The sequence below is a fragment of the Blattabacterium cuenoti genome (assembly GCF_014251375.1).
Lineage (GTDB): Bacteria > Bacteroidota > Bacteroidia > Flavobacteriales > Blattabacteriaceae > Blattabacterium > Blattabacterium cuenoti_K.
This window is the reverse complement of record NZ_CP059187.1, coordinates 314,075-336,080: the sequence shown is the minus strand read 5'-3', so window position 1 is coordinate 336,080 and position 22,006 is coordinate 314,075. Positions and strand designations below refer to the sequence as shown.

Genomic DNA, 22,006 nt, shown 5'->3' with positions numbered 1-22,006 from the left:
TTTTATTTGTTAGTCGTTGTTGTTATATTTATATTTATATATAAAAATCATTCATTACAGTTTTGTAAGTAATCCCTATACTTACTGGAATCAAAAAAGTAAAATTTGGAATCCATGCTCCTATCCATGGGCATATTTCAGCTTTTTCTACTTGATTTTGACTAATAGTCAATAAAGTATGATAAATGGTGAATATAGTTAGGGCCATTATAATTGGAAGTCCCATTCCTCCTTTTCTGATTAGAGCTCCTAAAGGAGCTCCAGTAAAAAACATCAGAATGCATGTAACTGGTAATGTCAATTTTTTTTGTAGTTCTAGTTGATACTTAGCTAAATGAATTTCTTTTTCTTTCAGAATATTTTTCTGATGTTGAAGTTGATTTATTAAAAAGGATAAATGATCACTCATTTTCCTATATTTTTTTGAATTTGAATTTCTTTCAAAAAGGAAATTATAATTTTTTTCCTGAAATTTGGAATCAAATTTTTTTTTTTCTTTTTTTAAAAGATCTATTTTTTTGAGCAATTTTTTTGTGGACATGGTCTGATAAGAATCAGAATCATCCCAATTTTTTATCCCTTTTTTTGGGACTTTGAAAGATTGAATTAAAGTATCAAATGTGACTATTTGATAAGGATAAGGAGATGTTTTATTTTTTTTATCTACATTATTATGACTTTCACTATAAAAAACTCCATTAATTAGTTTTATTTTAAGAGACCCATCCTTTTTATTTGGAATTAAAATTCCTTTTTGAGAAAAAATAGTATTTATCAATAAATTCTTTCCATAAAAAAAAATAAATATATTCTCTAAGTGATTTTTATTCTTTTCAGATTTTTTATCTATTTTTATGAATAAATCTGGAAAAAAGTTAACAAAAACCCCTTCCTTTAATCTTAAAGAAGGATCAGCTACTAAAATTTGATATCCTAATTCCTGGGCTTTTCTTTTTGCTTTTGGAATAGCAAAATCAGATAAAAAATATAATCCTATAGATAGCATGACTGTGATCCAAAAAATAGGTTTCATTACACGAAAAAGGGAGATACCAGAAGATTTTATAGCAGTAAGTTCTTGGTTTTCTGAAATATTTCCATAAGTCATGATAGAGGTCAACAATATAGAAACAGGCGTAATTAACGGAATGATAGAAATTCCGAAGTAAAATACAAATTTTAGTATTATGAAAATATTAATATTTTTTCCTGTTAATTCATCAATTTTACTCCAAAAAAATTGAACAATAAATACAAAAAATACTGCACAAAAAATAACTAAAAAAGGAGCTATAAATAAACGGATCATGTATCCATCAAGCTTTTTTATTATCATTTTTATTTATCCATATTTAATAATACAACTAATTGAAATACATAATAATATATAATAATCTTATTCAGATTAATTAAAAGATTAATCAGGTTTTGGTAAAAAAAAGTATTCGTTTTTTTTCACATTTTTTTTTCCGTAAAAATCAACTATTTTTTGAATTTCATATATATCAATAAAAGGACATTGTAATCTGATTAATTCATTTCTATTAGAAAATAGAAGATCTCCTTTTCCAATCAATTGTTCAGCTCCTGTACAATCTAAAATTGTTCTAGAATCTATTTTAGAGCTTACTCTAAATGCAACTCTTGCTGTAAAATTCGATTTTATTAATCCAGTTATCACATCGACAGAGGGACGTTGTGTAGAGAGAATTAAATGAATCCCTACAGCACGGGCTAATTGTGCTAAACGGGTAATATATTTTTCTATTTCTTTTTTTTTAAAAGAAAGACTTAAATCTGCAAATTCATCAATAATTAGTATGATATAAGGTAAATGATATTTTTTTTCATGTTTTTCATTGTATTCTTGAATATTTCTAACCATTTTTTTTTCCAAAATAGCATATCGTTTATCCATCTCTTTACATAAAGAATTTAATACATTTTTTATTTCATGTATGTTTGTAATGATCGGATCCAAATTGGATGAATTCGGTAGTATAGCGAAATAAGATTGGGAAATTTTTTTATAGATAGATAATTCTACTTTTTTTGGATCAATCAAAACAAATTTGATTTCTTCTGGATTTTTTTTATATAGCAAAAATATAATTATAGCATTTAATCCAACAGATTTTCCTTGTCCAGTAGATCCTGCTATAAGCAAATGGGGCATTTTTGCTAAGTCTATAATAAAAACTTCATTGTAAACTGTTTTTCCTAATGAAATGGGAAGTTCCATATCCTGACTTTTTTTGAAACTCTCTTCCGAAAAAAGAATATTTTTCATATATATTGGAAAACACTTATTATTTGGAACTTCTATTCCAATAGAACCTTTTCCAGGAATAGGAGCTATAATTCTTATTCTTAAAGCGGATAAATTTAAAGCAATTTCATTTTCTAAGTTTTTTATTTTTGAAATCCGAACTCCAACTTTAGGAAAAATTTCATATAAAGTGATAGTAGGCCCTATAGTTGTTTTTATTTTACAGACGTCTATTTTGTAATAGTTTAATACTTGAACTATTTTTTTTTTATTATTTTCTAAATCTTTTTGATTCTCCATTCTAATTCTATTTTCCAATGAAGAACATTCATTTTTGTCTTTGTAAGATAGGATTTCATGAATATCATTTTTTTTCTTTTTTTTTTTGAAAGAAAAAAATTTACTATTGTGAATTTGAATTTTAGCATTTTTTATTTTTTTCTTGATCAAAAAATTTTTTATATTAAAAAATATGGTGGATACTACGTTGAAGTTGAAAGTGTGTTGTATTCCATTTTTTAATTCAGGAGTAGAAATACGAAATATGATGATACTGTAAAGAAGAATACTTGTAGTGACCAAAATTCCTACCCCTACTTTTCCAAATAAGTTGATCAAAAAATTTCCTATCTCAAAACCAAAAACTCCACTCAATATTCCATAATCAGGTGCAATCAGATAAAAAGTGATTGGAAGCCATATGCTGAAAAAAAAAAATTTATAGGTTATGGATTTGTACAGGAGTTCTTGGAATCCAAAAAGGATTCTTAACCCTGAAAAAAAAAATAATAATGGAAGAAAAAATGCACTAATTCCTATTCCACAGTGTATAAAAAAGTGAGAAATTTTTGCTCCTATTTTACCTAATATATTTTCTGCCACTATATCTTTATCAAAGAGGTTATAGATTTGACTTTGATCATTTTTCCAATGGAAAAGAAAAGAAAAAAAACTTAAGAATAAAAAAATACTCTTTCCCAGTAAGAAAAAACCAAAAATAGTTTCAATAATATATTTATTTTTTTTTGTATTTTTCAGATTTTTTGGCATTCTTATCTTAAAAGATTTTGAATTGAAATTCAATCAATTTAAATTTAAATATTTAAGATAAAAATTTTTATATAAATATGAAATTCATTTTTATTGGATTCTTTTTTTTGTTAGTCGATCATACTTTTTTACACAGTGAAAGTGAAAATGTACTCCCCCAAACAACAAGGAGTCACTTCTGTGATAACATGTACATAGATTTTACGAGTAGTGTTAATTCTAGAATTGAAAAAAATCCTTTTGAAAAAGATGTTCTGGAAAGAAATATTTTTGATGGAGTCTTTTTTTCTACAGATGAATTAAAATTAGAAACGATAGGAAAGGCGAATGAAAAAATCAGTTATCATTTTTCCCAAAGATTCTTTTTAAAGAAGAAAATGGACCCTGAAAAAGAAAAAAAATTGGAATACAATAATAATAAAATTGATAATCCAACTGATACTACTACTCCTACTATGAATATTCATTTAGCTTATTTAAAATATAGATGTAATGAAAAGTTATCTTTTTTGATAGGAAAACTACCAGTTACTTTTGTAAGTATTTTTTCAGAGAAAAATAAAGAGAATCCTGTTGGGATGAATTTTATTTATACTCCAATAAAAAATCATGAATTTCTATTTCAAATTCTAAATAGTATTAAGAATAAGAATCAATATGAACATGAACAACCAATCATCAATCTAAGACCTGTCCGTTATCCTATGGGATATTCATTGAATTGGAATTGGAGTGCTCATAAAATACAAAATAGATGGGCCTATTCTATTTTCCAAGAGAATCATAAAGAAAAATTTTGGAAGTTATTATCTTTGGGAAGTAAGTTGGATTTTTCTCCTTTCTCTATAGAGATGGATTACGTATTCAGTGATGAAGATATAGAAAGAAATGGAGATTTAACAACAATTTTTCATTCTTTAATAAGTAGGAATACTCATAGAAATCCTATTAAAAAAGTTTCTCCTGTTACATATGCTACTTATTTACTCAAATTACATTACAACTTTCCCCCAAGATGGAATTTTTTTACGCAAGGAGTATATGAGATGGGACGATCTAAAGAAGGAATTGATGGAACTCATTGGATATTAAAAGATCAGTTATTTAAAAGAGCATATGCTTATTCTGTAGGAATAGAATATAAACATCCTATTATAATAAACCATAATCATGAGATCAGGTTGTATTTGGTATATACAAGAGGAAAGGTATTGTATCTGGATACAAATAAAATTCTTCAAAAAGAAAATAAAAATGATCATTCAATCTCTTTAGGGTTGAATTATCGTATTCAGTTATTTTAATTATAAATATTAATATGAAAAAAAATATAGGCCTCTATTTTGGATCATTTAATCCCATTCATTTAGGGCATGTTATGATCGCTAATCATATAGTAGAATTTTTAGATATATATTCCGTTTGGTTTGTGGTTTCTCCACAAAACCCTTTAAAAAAAAAACGAATCTTTTAGATTATTCACATAGAATGAAAATGGTTCATCTAGCCATTTCAGACTATCAAAAAATGAGTGTTTTAGATATAGAATCTGGATTGTATCCTTCTTACACCATTCATACACTTGATATGATAGATAAAAAATATCCTGAACATAAATTTTATCTCCTTTTAGGAAGAGATGCTCTCTCTTCCATAAAAAAATGGAAAGATTATAAAATTATTTTAAATAAATATGATATTTTTGTGTATCCCCGTATTGGATACTTTTCTAAATTTAAAAATAAAAAAATCTGTTTTTTGAAAGCTCCAATAATTGAAATCTCTTCTTCTTTTATTCGAAATTCTATTCAAAAAGGAAAAAATATGAAACCTTTTCTTTTTCCAGAAGTTTGGGGATATATGAAAAAACATAATTTTTTTTCTAATAGATTAGATGAGTATTCAATTAATTAATTAGTTCGAATTGTAAAAAAAATAGAAAAGGAGTCCAACTACTCTAATTCTATTTTTTTTTACAATATTGATAGGCGGTTTTTAATAATTTTCTAAATTCAAGTTCAGAAAATATTTTTTCTATGGAATTCCAGTTTGGTTTTTTAACCAAAAGTTTTTTCTCATGAAAAGAATCAACGGGAACATTAGTCACAATTGTGACTAATTTTTTGGATAAAAAACCTAATTTTTTGTTCAGTTCAATATTTTTTTTTATTTTTCCACTAAGATCATGAGTAGAATTGAATAATTTCTCAAGACTTCCATACTTTTGAATAAATTTTCTTGCATTTTTTTCTCCTATTCCTGGCAATCCTGGGATATTATCGGAAGAATCTCCCATCATACTCCATAAATCTATAACTTGTTCTGGAGATTGAATCCCAAATTTTTCATTAATCTCCTTAATTCCTAATACTTTTTTTGGGTTTCCTTTAAAAGGGGGTCTGTAAATTTTTATGTTTTCTGTGACAAGTTGGAAAAAATCTTTGTCCAAAGTAGTGATATAAATACTATATCCTTTCTTTTCTGCTTTCTTTGCTATAGTTCCAATGAGATCATCTGCTTCGTATCCATATTGAGCATGAAGAAAAGAAATTCGAAAAGATTTTAAAATTCTCATTAGATAAGGAATAGAAATAGAAATAGCTTTCGGGATTTCTTTTCTATGAGCTTTATATTGACAGTATTCTTGTTTACGAAAAGTTTCTTGACTTGTGTCAAAAATAATGGACATATAAGAGGGTTTTTCTTCATTCAAGATCTTCATTAACAATGAAGTAAAATTGATAAGAGGAGAGGTATTTAATCCCTTAGAAGTAAAAAGAGGATTCTTTATATAAGCATAATATCCTTGATAAAGAATCGTATATGCATCTATTAAAAATAATTTTTTATTATTATTCATCATAAAAAAAATAGCAGTATTTTAAATCATATGTAATATGAAAAAATCATATAAATATACAGTTACGGCTGCATTACCATATGCAAATGGACCTATTCACATAGGGCATTTAGCAGGTGTTTATTTGCCTGCAGATCTTTTTGTTCGTTATCTAAGACGTAAGAATCAAGATGTTATTTTTATATGTGGATCGGATGAACATGGCGTACCTATTACGATACAAGCTAAAAAAGAAAATACAACTCCTCAAAAAATAGTTAATAAGTATCATTCCATGAATAAAGATTGTTTTACTAATTTTGGAATACATTTTGATAACTACTCTAGAACTTCGACAGATATTCATCACGAAATTTCTACTTCTTTTTTCAAAAAGCTTTGTCAAAAAGAAAAAATTTTTGAAAAAGTATCTGAACAATATTATGACAACGAAGCTAAGCAATTTTTACCGGATAGATATATCTCCGGAATCTGTCCCCATTGTAAAAATGAGAAAGCTTCCGGAGATCAATGCGAAAGTTGTGGAGCCTCGTTATGTCCTGAAGAATTAATAGGGGTAAAATCTACGATTAGTGGAAGTCATCCCGTTTTGAAAAAAACGAAACATTGGTATTTACCATTAAATGAATATCAAAATTTTTTAGAAAAATGGATTTTAACTAATCACAAAAATTGGAAAATAAATGTATATGGACAAGCTAAATCTTGGTTAGATCAAGGATTACAACCTCGTGCTATAACAAGAGATCTAAATTGGGGAGTTCCCATATCAGTAGTATCAGAAAAAGAAAAAAAAGTTCTCTATGTATGGTTTGAGGCCCCTATAGGATATATTTCCTCAACCATAGAATGGGCAAAACGTAAAAAAATAGATTGGGAACCTTATTGGAAAGGAAAGAACACTAAGTTAATTCAGTTTATAGGGAAAGATAATATTGTGTTTCATTGTATCATTTTTCCAGTTATGCTGAAAGCATATAATAGTGGATATATCTTTCCATATCAAGTACATGCTAATGAATTTCTTCATTTAGAAAATGAGAAAATATCCACTTCCAGAAATTGGGCCGTATGGGTCCATGAATATTTAAAAGATTTTCCCAACCAACAGGATTCTCTTCGTTATATTCTTATAGCAAATATGCCTGATAAAAAAGATAATAATTTCAATTGGAAAGATTTTCAAAGAAAAAATAATAATGAATTGATATCTGTATTAGGAAATTTCGTTAATCGCAGTATCACTTTGATTCAAAAATATAACAATGGAAGAATTCCAAATCCGGGAATTCTATCTACTGATGACAAAAAAATTTTAAATAAAATAAAAAAAACTCCAGAAAGTCTCAGTTATTTGATTGAAACCTACAGATTTCGTGAAGCTTTAATCTGTTTTATGGAATTGTCTCGAATTGGAAATAAATATTTAACTCAAGAAGAACCTTGGAATTATTCTCAATCTAAACGATTAAAAACTATTCTTTATGTATCTTTGCAAATCGTTGGAATGATTGCACAATTAGCAGAGCCATTTCTTCCAAACACTTCAAAGAAATTGTTAGAAATTCTTCGTTTGGAAGCTTGTTTTTGGAACGAAATAGAAAACGTAGAAGAAATCTTGTGCCCAGGACATTTGTTAGGAAAAGAAAATTCTCTATTGTTATTTAATAAAATAACAAATGAAAGTGTTGAAAGACAACTTCATAAACTTAAAATAAAAAAATAATATAATGAATTGCAAATTTTTTTTTCTGTTTTTTTTATTATTATGTTTTTCATGCAATGAAAATGATTTTTTAGAAAAAAATTCTTCAAAAGAAAGTAGGAGGGAACAAGTAAAAATAGATCCTACTTATTATTACATGTTGAGTCAATGTTATAATAGGAAAAAAGATCCATTTTTTCTTTTATGGACACCTCCTAATAATACTACTGGAATAATAATAAAAAATAATAGTAGAAAAATCATAAAAGCTCCTTTTGATGGTCAGTTTGTTGTAAGTGGTGGTATAAAAAATCATCCTCATCATAATAATAACTCTTCTAACAACAACTATTATGATTATTATTCTACTGATGAGGATGAGAAAAAAATATCTAAAAAAGACGGAATGGATCTATTATTGATAAATGATTTTGATGATCTTTCTTTCAAAGAAATTTACAATAATGAGAATGATAAAAAACTTTACAAAGTATATTTAAAAGGAAATTTTCATTTTAAAATTCCAGTAAGAAAAAACGATCAACTATGTTTCCAATTTTCTGTGAAAAAAGTGGATCCTATTTATTTGGAGTTTGTTCATCAACATAAGAAAGTAAAAATTTTCATGAAGAAATTCGATCGTATAAAAATTTATTTTATTCCAATTAGCGGAGAGAGAGGGATTCGAACCCCCGGAGGTAATAATAACAACCTCAACGGTTTTCAAGACCGACGCAATTAACCACTCTGCCATCTCTCCTATATTTATATTTGTATTTCTACGATATTTCTAAGAATATCTTGCATCGTTTCTCTTCTCCTGATAAGAAAGTCTTTTCCCTTAAAAATCATAACTTCAGAAGGGCGATAACGGGAATTATAATTAGAAGACATAGAATAACAGTAAGCCCCTGCATTTTTTATACATAAAAGATCTCCTTCCCGGATTTCAGATATTTTCCGATTAAATCCAAAAGTATCTGATTCGCAAATATATCCAACTACTGTGTAAAAACGAAAACGTCCATTAGGATTAGAAATATTTTCAATACAGTGATAAGCATCATAAAACATAGGACGAAGAAAATGATTAAACCCTGAATCAACTCCCGCAAAAACTGTAGAAGGGGTCTGTTTGACCACATTTACACTAACTAAAAAATATCCAGATTCACTCACCAAAAATTTACCTGGTTCAAAAATCAAAGTAATGGGTCTTCCGTAATTTTTACAAAAATTTTTGAATTTTTCTGTGATAGAACAACTTAAATAAGTAAGATCAGTTTTTAGATCATTTTTTTTATATGGAACTTTAAATCCACTTCCAAAATCAATATAATCAAGATATGGAAAATCTATAGCAATTTGAAATAATACTCTTGCTCCTTGTAAAAAGGATTCAACATCGTATATGTCAGATCCTGTATGCATATGAAATCCCTCTATTTTAAGACCTGTATTTTTCAATATTCTTTTCATATGAGGAATTTGATAGTAAGAAATTCCGAATTTAGAATCTACATGTCCAACTGATATCTTTGAATTTCCTCCTGCCATTATATGTGGATTAATTCTTATTCCTACAGGATAATCTGAATGATCATCCCCAAATTGTTCTAAAATGGATAGATTATCTATGTTGATTCTTACTCCAAAATTAACCGCTTTTTTTATTTCTTGTAGAGAAACACAATTTGGAGTAAATATAATATGTTTTGCGGGAATCCCAGCTTTTAATCCTAGTTCAACTTCCTGAATAGAAACTGTATCTAATCCACTACCCAATTTATGTAAAAATTTTAAAATATTCAGATTAGTATTCGCTTTACAAGCATAATTGATTCTTAAACATTTCACTCCACGAAAAGCGTTTCTCATTTTTATATATTGTTTCTCGATCTTTCCAGAATCATATATATAAAGAGGAGTTCCGTATTTTTTACCTAATTGAATCAACTGTTTTCTATGAACTGGTAAACTCATATTTTCTAATTCATTACTACTACATACATACACATAAGTCACAAATCACTCAAATTAAAAGTGAAAATGAAATGATGAATTATTTCAGGGCTAAATGAATCACATCATTCATATTTCTAACATAATCAAAAGTTAATCCTTTTAAGTGATCTTGTTTAATTTCCTCTACATCTTTTTTATTTTCTTGTGAAAGAATAATTTCTTTTATATTAGCTCGTTTAGCAGCTAAAATTTTTTCTTTAATTCCTCCTACAGGAAGAACTTTTCCTCTTAATGTGATTTCCCCAGTCATAGCTAAATGAGGTCTTAACTTTCTTTTTGTATAACTTGAGACTAGAGAAGTTAACATAGTGATTCCTGCAGAGGGGCCATCTTTAGGAACAGATCCTTCAGGAACATGAACATGTACATTTTTTTCTTCAAACATTTTAGGATCTATATGAAATTCTTCATAATGAGATTTAATATACTGTAAAGCAATGGTTGCAGATTCTTTCATGATTTCTCCTAAATTTCCAGTAATACTTAAATTTCCTTTTCCTTTCGATAAACTGGATTCAATATATAAAATATCTCCTCCAAAATTAGTCCAAGCTAAACCCGTTACTACACCTGTAACATTATTTCCTTCATAACGATCCGGCTCATTTGGTATTCCAAGTATTTCCTCTATCTTTTCTAGACTTAAATGTTTCACATATTTTTTATCCATAGCGATATGTTTAGCGACATAACGTGCTAATTTAGCAATATGTTTTTCTAGAGTCCTTAATCCAGATTCTCTGGTATAACTCTCAATCACTTTTTCAATTTCTTTAGTACCAAGAATTAAATCAGACTTTTTTAATCCATTTTCTTTCAATTGTTTAGGAATAATATGTTTTTTTACTATTTGTGTTTTTTCCTCCACAATATATCCATTCATTTCTATAATCTCCATTCTATCTATAAGAGCTGGGTGTATGGTTGAAAGGGAATTTGCTGTAGCAATAAACAATACTTTTGATAAATCATATCCCATTTCCAAAAAGTTATCATAAAAAGAAGTATTTTGTTCCGGATCTAAAACTTCTAACATGGCAGAGGATGGGTCCCCATTGGCTCCTATTCCAATTTTATCAATTTCGTCAATAACAAAAACGGGATTGGATGTCCCCACTTTTCGGATAGATTGTAAAAGTCTTCCTGGCATAGCCCCTATATAAGTCCTTCTATGTCCACGTATTTCAGATTCATCGTGTAATCCTCCTAAAGAAATACGGACATATTTTCTTTTTAGTGCAGTTGCTATAGATCTCCCTAAAGAAGTTTTTCCAACTCCAGGAGGACCATAAAAACAGAGAATAGGAGAACGCATATCTCCTCTTAATTTCAAGACGGCTAAATATTCTAGAATCCGTTCTTTAATTTTTTCAAGCCCGTAATGATCTCTATCTAATATTTTTTGTGCAAATTCTAAATCAAAACTATCTTTTGAATATTTTCTCCAAGGAAGATCTATCATCAATTCTAGATAATTTCTTTGTACCGTATATTCAGGCATTTGAGGATTCGTTCTTTGCATTTTCAAGAGTTCTCTATCGAATTGTCTCTTCGCTTCTTTAGTCCATTTTTTTCTGTAAGCTTTGGCTCGCATTTCATCAATCTCTTTTTCATAAGAAATATCTCCTAATTCTTCTTGTATGGCTTTAATTTGTTGATGTAAAAAATATTCTCTTTGCTGTTGATCCATGTCACTACGAACACGTGACTGAATATCATTTTTTAGTTTTATTTGTTGATGTTCTACGTTGAGAAAACGTAATGTCTCCATTGCTCTTTTTTTTAAATCATCGTACTCTAACAACTTTTGTTTGTCTCTAGTAGATAAATTCATATTAGCTGCTACAAAATTGATTAAGAAAGAGGGACTTTCTATATTACGAATAGCAATACTCGCTTCTGATGGAATATTTGGATTATCCTGAATGATTTTTATAGCAATTTCTTTGATGGATTCAACCAAAGCTAAATATTCCTTATCTTTACAAGAAGGTTTATTCTCTTCTAAAGCTATAATTTCCGCTTTAAAATATGGATCGTTTTGAATAAAACGGTTTACTTTGAATCTTCTTTTTCCTTGTAAAATAACAGTAGTATTTCCATCAGGCATTTTTAATAATTTCAATATTTTGGCTACTGTTCCAATAGAATATAAATCTTTTTCACTAAGATTTTCTATTCCAGAATTTTTTTGTGTTAAAACTCCAACTGTTTTATCAAGTCCATAAGCATCTTGTAACAATTGTATTGATCCACTTTTTCCTGCTATAATTGGAAAAACAATTCCAGAATACAAAACCATATTTCTTACTGTTAAAATGCATAATTGTTCAGGAATGTCATCTTTAAGTAGCTGATCTTCTTCATCTTGACTCATTAAAGGAATAAATTCTGCTTCAGACTCGAATCCAGATTCTGTAAATATATTTTTTAGTAACATAAAAAAATAGATTTCTTACTCTTACTTTGATGATCAATCAATAAATATTAATAAAAATCACCACTAACCTAGAAATTAAATATACTGTTTTCTATATGAAAAACAAAACCATCAATCCGTTCTATTTTTCGTTCAAAATGATTCTTAATGTTTCTCTAAAATTTTTATTTTTTTTTCAATCAGATCCATAAAAATTTCTTCAGTTAAAATTTGTATGTTCTTTTTTTTGATGCATTTTTCTAGTTTGGAACCAAAATTCTTTCCAACAACTATAAAATGAGTTTTATTATTCACTCTATTAAAAACTCTTCCACCTAAAAATTCTATTATGTTTTTAGCTCTATTTCGAGTCATTTGAGACAGTTTTCCCGTAAAAACAAAATATTTTCCTTGAAGAGGAGAATCTTTTTTTGGATTACATTTTGAAAAATGTAATCCATCTTTTATAAGAGTTTCAATCATATTTTTGTTTTCCGGAATAGAAAAATAAGTTTTTATACTTTCTGCTATTTTCTTTCCTATTCCGTAAATAGACGTTAAATGATTAATATCAGCAGATATTAAAGAGTCTATATTCAAAAAATGTTCTGTTAATTTTTTAGAAATATCTTCACCTACATGACGAATTCCTAAAGAATAGAGAACTTTATGATAAGGATTTGATTTAGATTTTTGTATATTATTTAGTAGTATTTTTGCTAATTTCTCTTTTACTCCATTTATTTGAATAATTTTTTCTTTATTTAGTCTATATAAATCGGAAATATTACATAAAAATCCCTTTTTGTATAGTTTTTTAATCATTTCATTTCCAATTCCTTGTATATTCATTCCTTGCTGACTAACAAAATGTTGGATAACCCCAATTTTTTGAGAAGGACAGTTTCTGCTATTAATACAATAGAATAATTCCTTTTCTTTTTTTAAAGGACTATTACATGATGGACATTTTTTTAAAAATGAGATTGGATAGGGGATTTCTAATCTCTTTTTTACATTTATTTTAGTGACTTTTGGAATCACATTTCCTCCTTTTTCTAGAAAAAGTGAATCTCCATGATGAATTCCCATTTTTTGTATAAAACGATTATTATAAAGCGCAACTCTTTTTACATTTGTTCCCGAAATTTCTATAGGAATAACATGGGCAACAGGAGTAATAATTCCAGTACGACCTACTTGAAAAGTGAGGTTGGATAATTTTGTTTCTGATAATTTTTGTCTAAATTTATAGGCAATCGCCCAAATTGGATATTTTTTTGTGTTTCCTAAAAGGAATTGTTTTTGGTATTCATTAACTTTAATAACTATTCCATCAATCTGATATGGAAGCTTCTCTTTCCGTGTTTCCCAATAGTTTATAAAATGGAAAACTTCTTTCATTGTTTTACAAAGTCGAGCAGTTTTTGTAGCTTCGAATCCCCATTTTTGGAGATATTTTAGAGATTGATATTGTGTATTAAAAGGCAAATTTTTTCCTATAACTGTATAAGCAATACAGGACAAAGTTCGTTTGTATACTTCTTTACTATCATGAATTTTTAGTGTTCCACTAGCCGTATTTCTTGGATTCGCATATGGAGTTTTTCCATTTTTTATACGTTCTGCATTTATTTCAAGAAATTTTTTTATTGTAAGGAAAATTTCTCCCCGTATTTCCAGATACTTAGGATAGTGATTTCCTTTTAATTTTAAGGGGATGGATTGAATTGTCAGTACATTTTCTGTTACATTTTCTCCTTTTTCACCGTCTCCACGAGTCAAAGCATTGGTTAAACATCCGTTTTTATAAATCAAATTGATAGAGACCCCATCATATTTCAGTTCACATACAAGTGATGTGAATGAAATAGATTGATCTATCCGTTTTTTCCAAATTATTAACTCTTTTTTAGAATAGGTATTTTGAAGAGAGTACATTTTATATTTGTGATAATTTATTGAATAGGAGGGATGAATTCCCCCTCCTATTTTTATTGTAGGAGATGATGTAGGATCATATAATTCTGGATGGGATTTTTCTAAAAGAGATAATTCTTTTAATTTTCTATCGAAATCGTAATCTGAAACATCAGAAGTGTCCAACAGATAATATTTTTTATTATATTCTGACAATTCTTTTCTGAGTTTATGTATTTTTTCTTTGATGTTTTTTTTTTGATTATCCATGTTATGTTGTGATGTATTGTATTGCGCGAATCATTCTGAAAAATCCTTGAATATCTTTTCGAATTTCTATATTTCTAAATCCTGTTTTTTTCATAAAATTCATGATATCTAAATGAATAAATTGATTAATTTCAAAGTAAACACATACTTTTCCAGTAAATTTTTCTTTTATCCAAAAAAGAATTTCTTTATAGAAAATTAAGGGATCCTCATCAGGAACAAATAATGCTTGAAAAGGTTCATATTGAAAAATATTGGGATGTAGTAATTTTTTTTCAGAGAGTCTTATATAAGGAGGATTACTCACTATAATATTAACAGGATATTTTTTTATTGGGATGGAAATTAAATTCTTCAATATATCAATTTTTTTAAAAAAAATTTTTACGTTATGAAACGTTGCATTTTTCCTTGCTATGGAAAGAATTTCATGAGAAAAATCTGCAGCATAAATATGCTGTATTTGGGGGAGTTTTTTTTTTAAAGTAATACTAATACATCCGCTTCCTGTTCCAATATCAAATATTTGAATTTGATCACTATTTTTTTTTGTGTATGGATATGTTGTTATATTATGATCTTTGTGATCTTGTATAATCCAAGATACTAACTCTTCTGTTTCTGGTCTTGGAATGAATACTTTTTCATTCACTATGAAATCCATTCCAAAAAAGGAAGTTTTTCCAATTACATATTGAATGGGTCTATTGTTTTTTAATTCCCATAATTTTTTTTTCAGTTTTTTGTATATGAAAGAATTTATTTTTTCTTTTTGACTTAATTTGAAGAGAACAGTTATCTGGTCACACTTCAAAAAATGAGTGGTTAGTAAAAAGAAGATTGCTTCTAATTCTCTTGTTTCTGTATATACTTTTTGAAGAGTTTTACAAAAAAAATTATAAAATTTATCTATATTCATATCCCATATTCAGTTTTAATAAAATCGTCTAAATTATAAATTATAAAACTTATTTTTTGTTATGTTTTTAGATGATGATACCATTGTTGCTTTAGCTACTCCTCCTACTGGATCCAGCGCTATCTCTGTTTTTCGTATTTCTGGAAAAAATTCTATTTCTACTGTTGAAAATATTTTTATTTCTATTCGATCTGGAAAAAAATTAAAAAATCAATCCACACATACTATTCACTTAGGATATCTTAGAGAAAAAAAAAATTTACTGGATCAAGTTTTAGTATCTCTATTTAGATCCCCTTTTTCTTATACAGGAGAAAATATGGTAGAGATATCCTGTCATGGATCTTCTTATATTCAAGAACAGATTTTACAACTTCTTCTCAAAAAAGGAATGCGTTTAGCTCGTCGGGGAGAATTTACATTTCGTGCATTTTTAAATAAAAAAATAGCCTTATCACAAGCTGAAGCGATAGCAGAATTGATTTTATCAGAGAATAAAGCCTCTCATGAAATATCTTTGCAACAGATTAAAGGAACATTAACTGATACCATTAAAAAATTGCAAAAAAAATTATTAGATTTTGCTTCTCTACTAGAATTGCAATTGGATTTTTCTGAAGAAAATGTAATTTTTACAAGAAAAGAAGAACTGATTTCATCTTTGAATGAATTAGAAGATACATTCAAAGATTTAATGGAATCTTTTTCATTAGGAAATGCTGTGAAAAAAGGAATTTTTGTCGTAATTGTCGGAGAAACAAATGTAGGAAAATCCACGTTATTCAATCACATCATTCAGGAGAACCGTTCTATTATATCCCACATAGAAGGAACTACTAGAGATAGCATAGAAGGTGAAATTATTTTGAATGGAATCCGTTTTCATTTTGTAGATACTGCAGGAATAAGAGAAACAGAAGATACAATAGAAAAAATGGGGGTTCGAAAAACCATGGAAAAAATACAAGAATCTCAAATAGTTTTATACCTTTTTGAAGCATCTCTCAAAGAGAAAAAAAAACAAAAAAAAATTTTGAATGAAATTCAAATTATTCGCGATCAATATCCCTTGAAAAAAGTTTTTGCAGTTGCTAATAAATCGGATCTTTCCCGTTTTAAAGATCTTTATAATTTAAAATCAAAAGTTTCTTATTTTTTTGAAATTTCTGCAAAAAATCATCAAGGAATAAAAAAAATGCTCAATACTTTAAGTAATTTATTTTTAAAAAAATTAAAAGAAAAAAATATCATAGTAACACAAAACAGACATTATGAAGCTTTAAAAAAATCCTTTCAAGAAGTTTTATTAGCTCATAAAATTTTAATACAAAAAAGAGTAACAGAAGAAGATTTAGTCTCTATCCATATTAAAGAGTCTTTACGGCATTTGGGAGAAATTACAGGAGAAATCACAAATGAAGATATTCTCAAAAACATTTTTTCAAAATTTTGCATTGGGAAATAAATAATATGATTGATTATGTTACAAAATTCAACAAAGAAAAAGAAAAAAAATGTTGTAAGAGTTCGTTTTGCCCCTAGCCCTACTGGACCATTACATTTAGGGGGGATCCGAACTGCATTATATAATTATCTTTTTGCTAAGAAATATGGAGGGACATTTCTTCTTAGAATAGAAGATACTGATAGAAAAAGATTTGTTCCTAATTCTGAATCGTATATTTTAGAAACATTAAAATGGTGCCATATAGAACCTGATGAAGGGGTTGGATATGGTGGAGATCACATTCCTTATTATCAATCGAAACGTGTAAAAATTTACCGTGTTTATCTAAAAAAACTTTTAGAAGAAGGACATGCTTATTATGCTTTTGAAACAGATCAGGAGCTTCATATAAAAAGAAAAGAATTTCATGATCGTGGATTAACTTTTTCTTATAATGCAGATCTAAGAATGCAGATGAACAATTCATTGAACATGACAGAAAAACAATTATTAAAGAAGTTAAATTCTTGTCTAGAATATGTGATTCGATTTAAAATTAATCCTGGAGAAAAATTGAAAATGCATGATATGATACGGGGGCCTATTATTGTAAATACAGATCACTTAGACGATAAAATATTGTTTAAATCTAATGGATTAGCTACTTATCATTTAGCTAATACTATAGACGATCATGTTATGGGAATTACTCATGTAATTAGAGGAGAAGAATGGATTCCTTCAATGTCCCTACACATCTTATTATATAGGGCACTGGGTTGGATTCCGCCTAAGTTTGCACATTTACCTTTAATTTTAAGAAGTGATGGGAAAGGAAAAATTAGTAAAAGAAATATAGATGGTTTAAATTTTCCTATATTTCCTTTACAATGGAAGGATCCTGAAACTAAAAACATCATACCAGGATACAGAGAGTTAGGTTATTTTCCAGAAGCTTTCGTGAATATGTTAGCTTTGTTAGGATGGAACCCAGGAGGAAAAAAAGAAATTTTTTCCTTAAAAGAATTAATAAACTTTTTTTCTTTAGAAAGAATCAATAAGTCTGGTGTTTTTTTTAACATAAGAAAAGCAAATTGGTTTAATCAACAATATTTGAATAAAAAGAAAGAAGAAATACTTTCTTACCTTTACAAGGAACTCAAAAGACGGTCTCTTTTTTGTGAAGAAGATTATTTATCTAAAGTGATTCAGATAACAATAAATAGAATCCATTTTATTCATGAAATATGGGAACATTCTTTTTACTTTTTTATTTCTCCTAATTCTTATAATCAAAATTTTTTGAATAAAATTTGTCATAAAGAAACCATTTATCAATTAGAATTTTGTAAAGTGTTTTTCTCAAATATAAATCAATTTACATCCGTTTATTTGAGATTATTGTTTCAAAAAGAGATAAAAAAAAAAAGAGAAAGACAGAAAATAATGCAATTACTAAGAATCTCTTTAGTAGGAGAATTAAAGGGGCCTGATCTTTTCATCATTTTGGAAATGATAGGGAAAAAGAAAAGTCTACAACGGATAGAAAACATGATGAAAAAAATAAAAGGTAAAATTAATATTCATAAAAAATTCAACAATTCATGCTAAAACATTATGAAACTATTATGATCATAACTCCTATTTTGTCTGATGAAAAAGCAAAAGAAACAGCAAAAGAGTATGAAAATTATCTAATCAAAAAAAATGTAAAAATTGTTTCTCAAGAACATTGGGGACTAAAAAAACTAGCTTATCCTATTCAAAAAAAACAAAGTGGTTGTTATCATTTATTTGAGTTCTTATTAAACTCGGATTTAGTTTCCGATTTAGAATTGAAATTAAGACAAGATGAACGGATTTTGCGTTTTCTTACTGTAAAATTAAATAAGTATGGAATAGAATACGCAGAAAGAAGAAGAAAAAAAATAAAAAAGGAAAAAAATTATGGAGGACATCAATCAAAACAATAGTAGTACTACTACAACAAAACAAAAACAAGGAGGAGATAGCGAATTAAGATACTTGTCCCCTCTTAAAATAGAAACAAAAATAGAAAAAAAATATTGTTCTTTTGAACAAAGAAATATTAAGTACATAGATTATAAGGATCCTGCCTTTTTAGTCAAATTTCTTAATGCACAAGGTAAAATTTTACCCCGTCGTATTACGGGAACTTTACAAAAAAATCAAAATAAATTAAATTCCGCTATAAAAAGATGTAGACAAATTGGTCTTTTGCCTTTTGTTACAGATGATTTGAGATAAATCAAAAAAAAAAATGAAAATAATATTGAAAAAAGACGTAGAAAATTTAGGGTTTCAATACGATGAATTAGATGTGAAACCTGGTTATGCGAGAAATTATCTAATTCCTAAGGGATACGCTGTTTTAGCTTTACCGGGGACTGTAAAAAAAATTCATGAAATCTTGAAACAACGTTCTCAAAAAGAAAGTTTCTTAATTGAGCAATCAAAAGAAATAGAAAAAAAATTAAAAAAATTAACTCTCAAAATAAAAGCGAAGGTTGGTAAGGGAGGGAAACTTTTTGGTTCCATTAATAATCAAGATCTTATGAAATTTTTCAGTAAAGAAGGAATTGACATAGATAAAAAATTTATAAGAATTCCTGGAAATAAGGTTATTAAAACAATTGGAAAATACCAAGCTAATATCCGGTTACATCGGAAACAGGAGATAAATTTTGATTTTGAAGTCTTATCTTCAGTTTAATTGATCATAGTGTTATAGTGTTATATAATAGAAATAAATTTAGGAGTACCACTATACAAGCGATCAACCAAGCTATAATTTTTAAAAAAGGACCATTTACAAATGATCCCATTTTTTCAGGATTTCCTGTAAAATTAACTAATGGGATAATCGCAAAACTTAATTGTATTGATAAAATTATTTGACTAATGATTAATAATTCTGCAGTCCCTTTTTCTCCATAAATAATAGAAGCTATCATAGCTGGAATAATTGCTATCAATCTCGTGATTAATCTTCTTATCCAAGGTTTTAATCTAATGTTAAGAAATCCTTCCATTACAATTTGTCCAGCTAGTGTTCCAGTGAGTGTGGAATTTTGTCCAGATGCAAGTAAAGCAAGAGAGAAAAAAACTCCCGCGAAACTAGATCCTAGTATAGGAGTTAAAAGTTTGTGAGCATCCATAATATCTGCAACTTCTGTATATCCAGATTTATGAAAAGTTGCTGCAGATACAATTAATATGGCGGCATTTATAAAAAAAGCCAGAAATAAAGATAACGTACTATCTATGGTTGCATATTTTATGGCCATTTTTTTTCCTTCAATAGTTCTTGGATAGTTTCTTGTTTGGATGATACTAGAATGCAGGTAAAGATTGTGAGGCATAACTGTAGCTCCTAGTATTCCAATAGATATATAGAAAGAATGCGAATTTTTAATTATTTCAGGATTAGGAATAATTCCTCTTAAAATGGAAAATATTTCTGGTTTAGAACTAATAATTTCAAAACTAAAACAAACTAAAATTGTAAAAATTAACGCTGCTACTACGCTTTCAATATATCGAAATCCTTTATATTGAAAAAACAAAATGAGGAAAACATCTATAGCTGTAATTAATACCCCCCACGTGATAGGAATTCCAAACAGCAATTTTAAAGCAAGTACAGAGCCAATGATTTCTGCTAAATCACAAGCAGAAATAGCTACTTCACATAAAATCCACAATATAAAACTAATAAAAGGGGGATAATGATCTCTACAAGCTTGTGCTAAATCTCTTTCACAAACAATGCCTAATTTTAGAGCTAAATGTTGTAAAATAATCGCAAAAAAATTAGATATAAAAATAACGGATAAAAGCAGGTATCCAAATTTAGCTCCTCCAGCAATATCTGTAGCCCAATTTCCTGGATCCATATAGCCTACAGCTATCAATAAACCGGGGCCTGTAAAAGCGAATAGTTTTCCCCATATTCCTTTTTGTTGAGGAACAGAAACGGAAGAGAAAACTTCCGAAAGGGAAGGATATTTATTTTTTTTTCTCCATCCTTTCATTTTCATTAGTAGTAAAAAAAAACATTCTTACTTTTACTTATTAAGACCCCGTTAAAGTTCATATTTAGTTTATTAAAAGTAGTAAAAAGTTCGAAAAAGTTTTTTTTTCAATGAACTTTGAAAAAAAAAAATGAGTTGCATATAATCAAATTATTTTTTATATTCGTTTTTTTTATTTCCGCTTTTTTGGATTTTGCTAAGCTAATTCTCTTTCATGAAAAAAAAAATAGCTATACAAGGTATAAAAGGGTGTTTTCATCATGCAGCAGTTATCAGATATTTTGAAGGATGTAATTATAAATTAATAGAATGTTCAAGTTTTAGAGAACTTGCTTGTTCAGTGGCAAAATCCAATGTAGATATTGGTGTTATGGCTATAGAAAATACTATAGCGGGAACTATAGTAACGAACTACAGTCTTTTATCTGAATATAATAATCTAAGAATAGTGGGGGAAGTATATATGCCTATACACCACCATTTAATGGTTTTTCCGGGACAAAATATGGAGGATATTAAGGAAATTTATTCTCATCCTATGGCACTTTTACAGTGTGAATTGTTTATAAATGCGTATCCTAACATAAAAATATCAGAATATTCTGATACAGCTGCTGCGGCTAAATATATTTCTGTACGAAAAAAAAAAGGGTTGGCCGCAATTGCATCAGAATATGCTGCTAAGGAGTATGAGTTAGAAATTATTTCTAGAAATATACAAACTATTACGAGTAATTTTACTCGATTTTTTATTATTAAAAATTTTCCTAAAAAAGAAAATTCTTTTAACAAAGCTTCTTTGAGATTTAAAATATTGCATAAAACTGGTAGTTTATCTCAGATTTTGAGTTTTATATCGAGTCTTGGAATTAATATGACGAAAATACAATCTATTCCTCTAATAGAAAAACCTTGGGAATATTCATTTTATGTGGATGTTATATTTAACAGTATAAAAGATTATGAAGTAATGAAAGAACGTATACAAAGAATTCCGTGTCTTCATAAACTTTCTATTATGGGAGAATATAAAAATGGGATTTCCCTAAATAAACCCTAAAGTGAAA

The 22,006-nt window shown here is 27.8% G+C and carries 16 protein-coding genes, 1 tRNA gene and 1 pseudogene; 9 read left to right on the top strand and 9 right to left on the bottom strand.

What is annotated here, in order from left to right; all coding sequences use genetic code 11:
- Window positions 1-34: 34 nt before the first annotated feature.
- Entirely contained in the window at window positions 35-1,336 is a 1,302-nt protein-coding gene (locus H0H71_RS01560; protein WP_185855815.1) for an LptF/LptG family permease, read from the bottom strand.
- Window positions 1,337-1,417: 81 nt separating this feature from the next.
- Complete coding sequence (locus H0H71_RS01555) at window positions 1,418-3,319, bottom strand: FtsK/SpoIIIE family DNA translocase (RefSeq protein ID WP_185855814.1); 1,902 nt, start codon at window positions 3,317-3,319, stop codon at window positions 1,418-1,420.
- 188 nt (window positions 3,320-3,507) lie between these two features.
- Between H0H71_RS01555 and H0H71_RS01550 the strand changes: the two genes are divergently transcribed.
- Complete coding sequence (locus H0H71_RS01550) at window positions 3,508-4,623, top strand: porin (protein ID WP_238784431.1); 1,116 nt, start codon at window positions 3,508-3,510, stop codon at window positions 4,621-4,623.
- A gap of 14 nt (window positions 4,624-4,637) precedes the next feature.
- Window positions 4,638-5,233: pseudogene (gene nadD, locus H0H71_RS01545) on the top strand (nicotinate (nicotinamide) nucleotide adenylyltransferase).
- A gap of 49 nt (window positions 5,234-5,282) precedes the next feature.
- Here the strand turns inward: nadD and H0H71_RS01540 are convergent.
- Window positions 5,283-6,179, bottom strand: coding sequence for a 5'-3' exonuclease (locus H0H71_RS01540; RefSeq protein WP_185856479.1), 897 nt, complete (start codon window positions 6,177-6,179; stop codon window positions 5,283-5,285).
- Between the two features lie 37 nt (window positions 6,180-6,216).
- On the opposite strand from H0H71_RS01540, the gene metG reads away from it, so the two are divergent.
- Window positions 6,217-7,905, top strand: a complete 1,689-nt coding sequence (gene metG / locus H0H71_RS01535; protein WP_185855812.1) for a methionine--tRNA ligase — start codon at window positions 6,217-6,219, stop codon at window positions 7,903-7,905.
- 648 nt (window positions 7,906-8,553) lie between these two features.
- Here metG and H0H71_RS01530 read toward each other — a convergent pair.
- The 5 genes from H0H71_RS01530 to H0H71_RS01510 form a co-directional block, all read right to left on the bottom strand.
- Window positions 8,554-8,644: transfer RNA gene (locus H0H71_RS01530), tRNA-Ser, on the bottom strand.
- 5 nt (window positions 8,645-8,649) lie between these two features.
- The gene (gene lysA / locus H0H71_RS01525; protein WP_185855811.1) at window positions 8,650-9,867 is read right to left on the bottom strand and encodes a diaminopimelate decarboxylase; all 1,218 of its coding nucleotides are present in this window, start codon (window positions 9,865-9,867) and stop codon (window positions 8,650-8,652) included.
- Between the two features lie 79 nt (window positions 9,868-9,946).
- Window positions 9,947-12,349, bottom strand: a complete 2,403-nt coding sequence (lon, locus tag H0H71_RS01520; protein WP_185855810.1) for an endopeptidase La — start codon at window positions 12,347-12,349, stop codon at window positions 9,947-9,949.
- 144 nt (window positions 12,350-12,493) lie between these two features.
- Complete coding sequence (gene ligA / locus H0H71_RS01515) at window positions 12,494-14,518, bottom strand: NAD-dependent DNA ligase LigA (protein ID WP_185855809.1); 2,025 nt, start codon at window positions 14,516-14,518, stop codon at window positions 12,494-12,496.
- 1 nt (window position 14,519) lies between these two features.
- Window positions 14,520-15,437, bottom strand: a complete 918-nt coding sequence (locus tag H0H71_RS01510; protein ID WP_185855808.1) for a N5-glutamine methyltransferase family protein — start codon at window positions 15,435-15,437, stop codon at window positions 14,520-14,522.
- Window positions 15,438-15,498: 61 nt separating this feature from the next.
- Here H0H71_RS01510 and mnmE point away from each other — a divergent pair, with 61 nt between their 5' ends.
- Genes mnmE through rplI form a run of 5 tightly spaced genes read left to right on the top strand, consistent with a single transcriptional unit; the run spans window position 15,499 to window position 19,618 of the window.
- Window positions 15,499-16,902: a tRNA uridine-5-carboxymethylaminomethyl(34) synthesis GTPase MnmE gene (gene mnmE / locus H0H71_RS01505; protein ID WP_185856443.1), complete on the top strand. Its 1,404-nt coding sequence runs from the start codon at window positions 15,499-15,501 to the stop codon at window positions 16,900-16,902.
- Window positions 16,903-16,917: 15 nt separating this feature from the next.
- Window positions 16,918-18,495, top strand: a complete 1,578-nt coding sequence (gltX, locus tag H0H71_RS01500; protein WP_185856442.1) for a glutamate--tRNA ligase — start codon at window positions 16,918-16,920, stop codon at window positions 18,493-18,495.
- The gene (rpsF, locus tag H0H71_RS01495) at window positions 18,489-18,857 is read left to right on the top strand and encodes a 30S ribosomal protein S6 (protein WP_185856441.1); all 369 of its coding nucleotides are present in this window, start codon (window positions 18,489-18,491) and stop codon (window positions 18,855-18,857) included. The genes gltX and rpsF overlap by 7 nt, the downstream gene beginning before the upstream one ends.
- Entirely contained in the window at window positions 18,832-19,152 is a 321-nt protein-coding gene (rpsR, locus tag H0H71_RS01490; RefSeq protein WP_185856440.1) for a 30S ribosomal protein S18, read from the top strand. Before rpsF ends, rpsR begins: the two co-directional genes overlap by 26 nt.
- A 13-nt stretch (window positions 19,153-19,165) precedes the next feature.
- Entirely contained in the window at window positions 19,166-19,618 is a 453-nt protein-coding gene (rplI, locus tag H0H71_RS01485) for a 50S ribosomal protein L9 (RefSeq protein ID WP_185856439.1), read from the top strand.
- A gap of 4 nt (window positions 19,619-19,622) precedes the next feature.
- On the opposite strand, the gene H0H71_RS01480 is transcribed toward rplI, so the two are convergent.
- A complete protein-coding gene (locus tag H0H71_RS01480; RefSeq protein WP_185856438.1) occupies window positions 19,623-20,945 on the bottom strand; it encodes an Nramp family divalent metal transporter in 1,323 nt (440 codons plus the stop codon).
- Between the two features lie 208 nt (window positions 20,946-21,153).
- Between H0H71_RS01480 and H0H71_RS01475 the strand changes: the two genes are divergently transcribed.
- Entirely contained in the window at window positions 21,154-21,999 is an 846-nt protein-coding gene (locus tag H0H71_RS01475) for a prephenate dehydratase (protein ID WP_185856437.1), read from the top strand.
- The last annotated feature ends 7 nt before the right edge of the window (window positions 22,000-22,006 follow it).

What these genes read in the sequence shown, in the direction of transcription:
- H0H71_RS01560 (WP_185855815.1), bottom strand. Translation starts at nt 1,336, where the DNA reads ATGATAATAAAAAAGCTTGATGGATACATGATCCGTTTATTTATAGCT.
- H0H71_RS01555 (WP_185855814.1), bottom strand. Translation starts at nt 3,319, where the DNA reads ATGCCAAAAAATCTGAAAAATACAAAAAAAAATAAATATATTATTGAA.
- H0H71_RS01550 (WP_238784431.1), top strand. Translation starts at nt 3,508, where the DNA reads ATGTACATAGATTTTACGAGTAGTGTTAATTCTAGAATTGAAAAAAAT.
- H0H71_RS01540 (WP_185856479.1), bottom strand. Translation starts at nt 6,179, where the DNA reads ATGAATAATAATAAAAAATTATTTTTAATAGATGCATATACGATTCTT.
- metG (WP_185855812.1), top strand. Translation starts at nt 6,217, where the DNA reads ATGAAAAAATCATATAAATATACAGTTACGGCTGCATTACCATATGCA.
- lysA (WP_185855811.1), bottom strand. Translation starts at nt 9,867, where the DNA reads ATGAGTTTACCAGTTCATAGAAAACAGTTGATTCAATTAGGTAAAAAA.
- lon (WP_185855810.1), bottom strand. Translation starts at nt 12,349, where the DNA reads ATGTTACTAAAAAATATATTTACAGAATCTGGATTCGAGTCTGAAGCA.
- ligA (WP_185855809.1), bottom strand. Translation starts at nt 14,518, where the DNA reads ATGGATAATCAAAAAAAAAACATCAAAGAAAAAATACATAAACTCAGA.
- H0H71_RS01510 (WP_185855808.1), bottom strand. Translation starts at nt 15,437, where the DNA reads ATGAATATAGATAAATTTTATAATTTTTTTTGTAAAACTCTTCAAAAA.
- mnmE (WP_185856443.1), top strand. Translation starts at nt 15,499, where the DNA reads ATGTTTTTAGATGATGATACCATTGTTGCTTTAGCTACTCCTCCTACT.
- gltX (WP_185856442.1), top strand. Translation starts at nt 16,918, where the DNA reads ATGTTACAAAATTCAACAAAGAAAAAGAAAAAAAATGTTGTAAGAGTT.
- rpsF (WP_185856441.1), top strand. Translation starts at nt 18,489, where the DNA reads ATGCTAAAACATTATGAAACTATTATGATCATAACTCCTATTTTGTCT.
- rpsR (WP_185856440.1), top strand. Translation starts at nt 18,832, where the DNA reads ATGGAGGACATCAATCAAAACAATAGTAGTACTACTACAACAAAACAA.
- rplI (WP_185856439.1), top strand. Translation starts at nt 19,166, where the DNA reads ATGAAAATAATATTGAAAAAAGACGTAGAAAATTTAGGGTTTCAATAC.
- H0H71_RS01480 (WP_185856438.1), bottom strand. Translation starts at nt 20,945, where the DNA reads ATGAAAATGAAAGGATGGAGAAAAAAAAATAAATATCCTTCCCTTTCG.
- H0H71_RS01475 (WP_185856437.1), top strand. Translation starts at nt 21,154, where the DNA reads ATGAAAAAAAAAATAGCTATACAAGGTATAAAAGGGTGTTTTCATCAT.